Origin of the sequence: Corynebacterium sp. NML 120412 (genome assembly GCF_002285155.1) — a bacterium.
In the GTDB taxonomy this organism is placed as follows: domain Bacteria; phylum Actinomycetota; class Actinomycetes; order Mycobacteriales; family Mycobacteriaceae; genus Corynebacterium; species Corynebacterium gottingense.
Map to the genome: position 1 here is coordinate 1 of NZ_NSGL01000012.1, position 5506 is coordinate 5506.

The window sequence follows — 5506 nt, forward strand, 5'->3', positions numbered from 1 at the left end:
GATCGTGCCCGTCCTCGGCGTGGGCATCTTCCTCGCCGCCGTCGTCGTCCTGGTCAGCCTGACCTGATGGGGCAGCAGACGCGGCCGATCCCGCTCGCCGACCCCGGGCTGCAGGCCGAGCGCACCTCCTTGAGCTGGGGGCGCACCGCCCTGGCCATGCTCGTCTGCGCATCCGTGCTGCTGCGCTGGTCCAGCGCCTACCCGGGGGTCATCTTCACCGTCATCGTCCTGCTCACGGTGATGGGCACGGTGACGATGCTGCTGCAGCGCCGCGCGTACCGGCTCGAGGCGATCCACCTGGCCAACGAGCGCTCGGCGCCGAACACGGTGGGCGTCGCGGCAACCACGCTGGCCATGTGCGTGCTCGGCGGGTTGGGGATTTACGTGGTGCTGGCGGCTGCGTGAGCGTCGATTAGCGAGCCCCCGGGTCAATCACCGCGAGCAACTCCTCCGTGATCACGTTGACGTCGCCCATCGCGTAGATCCCGCCTAGCACCATGAGGGTGTCCAGCGTGTGCTCCGCCATCGGTGAGGCCCCGGACGAGTCGGTGCTGCGCAGCACCTCGACGGTCTGCCGCCAGACGAACGGGGAGAAGTACTCGGCGAACAGCGCGTGGATCGTTGCCTCTTGGCCGGCCAGGGACGGATTGTTGAGGAACCGCTCGCCGGCCGCGGTGCGCACCAGGTTGGAGCCCTCCTGGGCCACGAGGCCGAGCTCCTCGAGCAGCACGCGACCCAGCTGGACCGCCTCCCACGTGTCTTCTCGCGGCTGGGTGGGGTAGACCGGCAGCCCCAGCATGCGCACGAGCTCGCGCACCACGGCGACCTTGAGGTTGCCGCGCACCGTGAGCGGTGCCTCCGGCCCGAGCACCTCCAGGTACTGCGCGAGCACCGGCGAGAACCCCTTCGGGGCGTGCATGTCCGCGGAGCGCGGGCCGGGGACCTCAGCGCGTTCCACGCCGAACGCCTCCATCGCCGCGTCGACGCCGCCCATCTCGGCGATCGTGCGATCAAAAAACTCCGAGAACGCCTCCACGAGCACCGGGTTGTCCTGCGCGTTCGGGTCCGTCTCCAGGATTTCCTGCAGGTCCGGGCGGTCGTCGAGGAACTTGTGGATCAGCTCGCGCATTGGCGTCGCCTCCGGCTCGTCCCCGAAGCCCGCCGCGAACCCCTGCTCGAAGGCGTCATCAAAGGGACCGGGGTCGAAGGAGTCGCCGTCGAACGGCCCACCGGGGAGCCCACCCAGGTTGGTGCCCAGCTCCTCGCTGACAAAGCCCATGCGGGTGGCCACCGCCACGGGGTCGACCACGCTGAGCCGGTCCAGCATCCGCTCCGGCGTCATCACCGGCAGGTAGCTGAGCAGCAGGGGCGTGACCTCCATGTTCGGCGGCAGCCCGGCGGCCAGGTTCCGCGCCTCCTCGTGGAAGCGCGTCATCATCTCCGGCCCGTTCGCGGTCTCCACCACGTCCGGCCCCTGCGCGTGGATGAGTAGGGGAGTGGGCCCCTCCAGCTGCGACTCGCCGAGCCGCCTGACGTGCACGTTCCAGTTGGCGGCCGGGTCGTAGACGTACAGCATCGGCGGCATCTCGCCCACGGTCATGGAGGTCATGGACCGCTCCCCGGCGCCCGGGTTCTCGGCGTAGACCTCGTTGTCGGCGGAGTGCTCCCCCTCCTGGTGAATAAACAAGTGACCGGCCACCCCCGAAAACCCGAGTGATGCGTCGATAATCTGCGCCAATCGGCTCAGATCAATGTGTGGTTCCACGTTGACACACCGGCTGATCTCGGGCTGGGACCCCTCCACGGTGAACAGCATTGTGATGATCATGCTCTTCACCTTACGTGGGCCCGGCCACCCTTACCCGCTAATGGCCGCACCGCCACGACACGAAGCGCGCCGCGCACAACCCCCAGTGCAGCACCAGCAGCGCGGGGAGCATCGTCGCCACCGCGTTCATCCAGTCGATGCCCCACGCCTGCGCGAGCGTGTAGCCGCCCACCCCGATCGCGCCCGTGGGGAAGGTGGAGGCCCACCACGCCGGCGAGTAGTCCACCCACCGGGCCACGGCGGGGTAGAAGTGCCACATGGCAAACAGCATCATCGGCACCGCCAGCGCCACCAGCGCACTGCCCACGAGTATCTCCGCGCGGGCGCCGAAGAGCAGGGCGATTGCCGACGTCGACTGCCCCACCACCCCAAGCGGAATCCACGTCGTCGCCGCGCTCGGACCGCTGATGTCTGCCTCCCCGCGCAGCGCGGCCACGTACACGCGGGCAAAGACCGGGTAGGCGGCGAGCACCGACATAGCCATGAAGACAATGCCCAACACGGCGTACCACCGACTGCCCGTCAGCGCGCTGATTGTCCCCGCCGTATTGGACGCCATGATGGGCCCGACCAGGGGCAGCCCCCACGCAAAGTTGGGCACCCCGGAGAACCTGCGCAGCTGGTTGACGTAGGCCACCACGCACAGCGGCGCGCCCACCCAAAACCCGAGCAAGATGCACCACTCGGCGCCGGTCAGCTTGGTCCACGCGGTGCCCAACGCCATCGTGCCGATGAACCACATCGCCCACGGAGCCATGAGGTCCTGGCGGAAGCGGGGGCTGCGGTAGACCAGGAAACCGCCCAGCAGCACCAGGAAGATCAGCGCGCCGAGCACCGCGAACACCCAGGCCACGGCCGGGTAGCCGCTGGTGACCATGAGCGTGGCCATCAGCGAGGTGCCCATCACGCTGCCGCCCCACGCGGGGCCGGGCGGCGGGAGCGTGCCGCGCACTTACTCGGACGGACGGGCTGCGCCAGCGCGGTCCGCCGGGTTGCCGCCGAGGAGCACCGCGTACGCGCGCTCCTGCGAGGTATTCGCCACCGCGTGGGTGGACGCGCCCGCCTGCGTGCGGCCGCAGGACCCGGCCGGGACCGGGGTGTTGTCGTACTCGATGCCGCCCGAGCAAGCGACGACGCCGTACTCCAACGCCTCGTCGCAGGTGAAGGCGACTTCCGCACCAGGCTCGAGCGCGAGCACCGCCGCGACCAGCGAGTCCGGGGTGGGCAGGGGAGAGGTCTGGCCGAAGAGGGAGCCGGCCACCACGCGCGCCTCCCCGGAGACACGGGTAGTCACGGAGCGCAGCGTGAACGGCTCCGGGGTAAACGGCTCGGCGCCCCCAGCAGCCCCCGCAAATTGCAGGGCCAGCTCGCCGTAGCGCAGCTCGCCGTCGGAGAGTTCGACGGAGGCGGCGGCACCCAGCGCCTCGGGCGCCTGCGGTACCTCGATGGAGCGCCACGCGCCGACTACGTTGCTCATCTCAGTGCTCATACAGGTATGGTACCTGCGTGCAAAAACTTTCACCCGGGCTGCTTGTCGCCCTCGCGTTCTTCTCCTCTGTCGCCCCCTTCGGCATTGATATGTACCTGCCGGGCATGCCGTCGCTGGCCAGCGAGCTCGGCGCGTCGCCCGCGGTGGCGCAGCTGACCATCACCGGGTTCATGCTGGGCATGGCGGTGGGCAACCTCCTGTTCGGCGCGATCTCGGACGGTACGGGCCGCAAGCCCCAGATCGTCGGCGCGGCGGCCGTCTTCCTCGCAGCCTCCGTCCTGTGCGCGGTGTCCCCGAGCATCTGGCTGCTCGTCGCCGCACGCTTCGTGCAGGGCCTGGCCGCTGGCTCGCTCGAGGCGGTCTCGCGCGCCGTGGTCGCAGACGTGTCCAAGGGCCGCCAGGCCGCCCGCGCCCTGTCGGGCCTCATGGCGCTGACCGGCTTTGTCCCCGCGATCGCCCCGGTCCTCGGCGGTGCGCTCCTGCCGGTCGTCGGCTGGCGAGGCCTCTTCTGGGTCCTCACCGCCATCAACGTCGTCCAGGCCATCATGGCGTTCCGCATGCCGGAAACCCTGCCCGCCGAGGGCCGCTCCTCCGGCACCCTGCGCAGCCTTTTCCCCCGCATGTGGCAGTGCCTGCGCCGCCCCGCCTTCGTCGGCTTCATGCTCGCCGGCGGCCTCGGCTTCGGCGCCCTCTTCGCCTACATCTCCGCGTCCCCGCTGGTCCTCCAGTCGCAGCTCGGCCTGGGCGCCACCACCTACGCGCTCATCTTCGGCGGCATGGCCCTGCTCATCCCGGTGTCCAACACGATGAACATGCGCATGCTCAAGCGCTACCACCCCCGCACGCTGCTCATCGGGGCATTGCTTATCGACGCCATCGCCGCCCTCATCCTCCTCACCTTCGCCTTCACCACGCCCTCCCTGTGGGTACTTCCCTTCCTGGCGGTCCTCTCCTTCATGGGCGGGTTCGTCATGGCCAACGCCTCCGCCCTGGCGATCGAGGAGGTCCGAGACATCGGCGCCGGCGCCGGCTCGGGCGCCCTCGGCTTCTTCCAGTTCCTCGTCGCCGGCGCGGTGCCCCCGCTCGTCGCGCTGGGCACGAACCACATGAGCTCCATGGGCCTGGGCACCCTCATCTGCGCCGGCCTGGCGCTCGCCGCGGTGCTGCTGCTCACCACCACCCACGAGCTCAGCGAGGACGCCGCCTAAATAATCCGCCGCTCGCGGGCCTTCTCTACCGCCGCGGTCCGGTTGTCCACGCCCAGCTTGGAGTAGATGTGGATGAGGTGGGTCTTCACCGTCGCCTCCGAGATGAACAGGCTGGCCGCCATCTGCTTGTTGGAGGCGCCGGTCTGCAGGGCTTTCAGGATCTCGATCTCGCGGGCCGACAGCGCCTCCTCCGGGCGCATCACGCGCTCCGCCAGCACGCCCGCCACCTGCGCGGAAAGGACCCGCTCGCGCCTGGCGGCCTTGAGCACGGCGTCATGAAGCTCCTGCTCGGGCGCGTCCTTGAGCAGGTAGCCGAGCGCGCCCGCCTCCACGGCGGCGACCACGTCGGCCTGCGTGTCGTAGGTGGTGAGGATGAGCACGGGCGGGCCGCCCGCGGCGACGGCGCGCCGGGTGACCTCGATGCCGTCCACGTTGGGCATCTGGATGTCGGAGACGATGACGTCCACGCCGTCGGGGACCTCGGCGGTGCCGTCCGCGCCCTCGGCGACGACCTCGATGTCGCCGAAGGAGTCGAGGACGGCGCGGAGTCCGGCGCGGACGACCGGGTGGTCGTCGATAAGCATGACCCTGATCATGGTGCCTCCTTGCGTTGGATCGGGAGCGTTGCCGCGAGCACGTTGCCCTCCACCGAGAGCTCGCCGCCGGCCTCCTCCACGCGGGCGCGCAGGCCGCGCAGGCCGAAGCCCTCCTTGCCGGACATGCCGCGGCCGTTATCAAAGACGTCGACGGTAACGGTGTCGCCCAGCTTATCCACCGTCACGACGGCTTTCGAGGCGTGCGCGTGGCGCACCACGTTACTTAAGCCCTCGCGGACCACGCGCTCGACCACCTCCGCCGCAGGGCCGACCACGTCCACCACGTTGACCTGCACCTCCAGCGGCTCGCCGAGGGCGCGCTGCCGGTCCTGCGCGGACTGCGCCAGCGCCCGGACCTGCTCCGGCAGGGTGCGGCGCGGCGTCA

The 5506-nt window shown here is 70.1% G+C and carries 7 protein-coding genes; 2 read left to right on the top strand and 5 right to left on the bottom strand.

What is annotated here, in order from left to right; genetic code table 11:
* The coding region (locus CKJ84_RS11895) for a DUF202 domain-containing protein (RefSeq protein WP_233125719.1) at positions 1-405 on the top strand (405 nt) is incomplete at its 5' end.
* Between the two features lie 7 nt (positions 406-412).
* Here CKJ84_RS11895 and CKJ84_RS11900 read toward each other — a convergent pair.
* The 3 genes from CKJ84_RS11900 to CKJ84_RS11910 are packed head-to-tail and all read right to left on the bottom strand — an operon-like array spanning position 413 to position 3317.
* Entirely contained in the window at positions 413-1828 is a 1416-nt protein-coding gene (locus CKJ84_RS11900) for a hypothetical protein (protein ID WP_095547098.1), read from the bottom strand.
* Positions 1829-1865: 37 nt separating this feature from the next.
* A complete protein-coding gene (locus tag CKJ84_RS11905) occupies positions 1866-2780 on the bottom strand; it encodes a hypothetical protein (protein ID WP_095547099.1) in 915 nt (304 codons plus the stop codon).
* The gene (locus tag CKJ84_RS11910) at positions 2781-3317 is read right to left on the bottom strand and encodes a hypothetical protein (RefSeq protein ID WP_095547100.1); all 537 of its coding nucleotides are present in this window, start codon (positions 3315-3317) and stop codon (positions 2781-2783) included. It lies immediately after the preceding gene.
* A 17-nt stretch (positions 3318-3334) separates the two neighbouring features.
* Here CKJ84_RS11910 and CKJ84_RS11915 point away from each other — a divergent pair, with 17 nt between their 5' ends.
* Positions 3335-4525, top strand: a complete 1191-nt coding sequence (locus tag CKJ84_RS11915) for a multidrug effflux MFS transporter (protein ID WP_095547101.1) — start codon at positions 3335-3337, stop codon at positions 4523-4525.
* Here the strand turns inward: CKJ84_RS11915 and CKJ84_RS11920 are convergent.
* Both CKJ84_RS11920 and CKJ84_RS11925 read right to left on the bottom strand, forming a co-directional pair.
* The gene (locus tag CKJ84_RS11920; RefSeq protein ID WP_095278383.1) at positions 4522-5121 is read right to left on the bottom strand and encodes a response regulator transcription factor; all 600 of its coding nucleotides are present in this window, start codon (positions 5119-5121) and stop codon (positions 4522-4524) included. The two genes, CKJ84_RS11915 and CKJ84_RS11920, sit on opposite strands and share 4 nt — an antisense overlap.
* On the bottom strand, positions 5118-5506 hold a 389-nt coding region (locus CKJ84_RS11925), incomplete at its 5' end, for a sensor histidine kinase (RefSeq protein WP_369801199.1). The genes CKJ84_RS11925 and CKJ84_RS11920, both read right to left, overlap by 4 nt.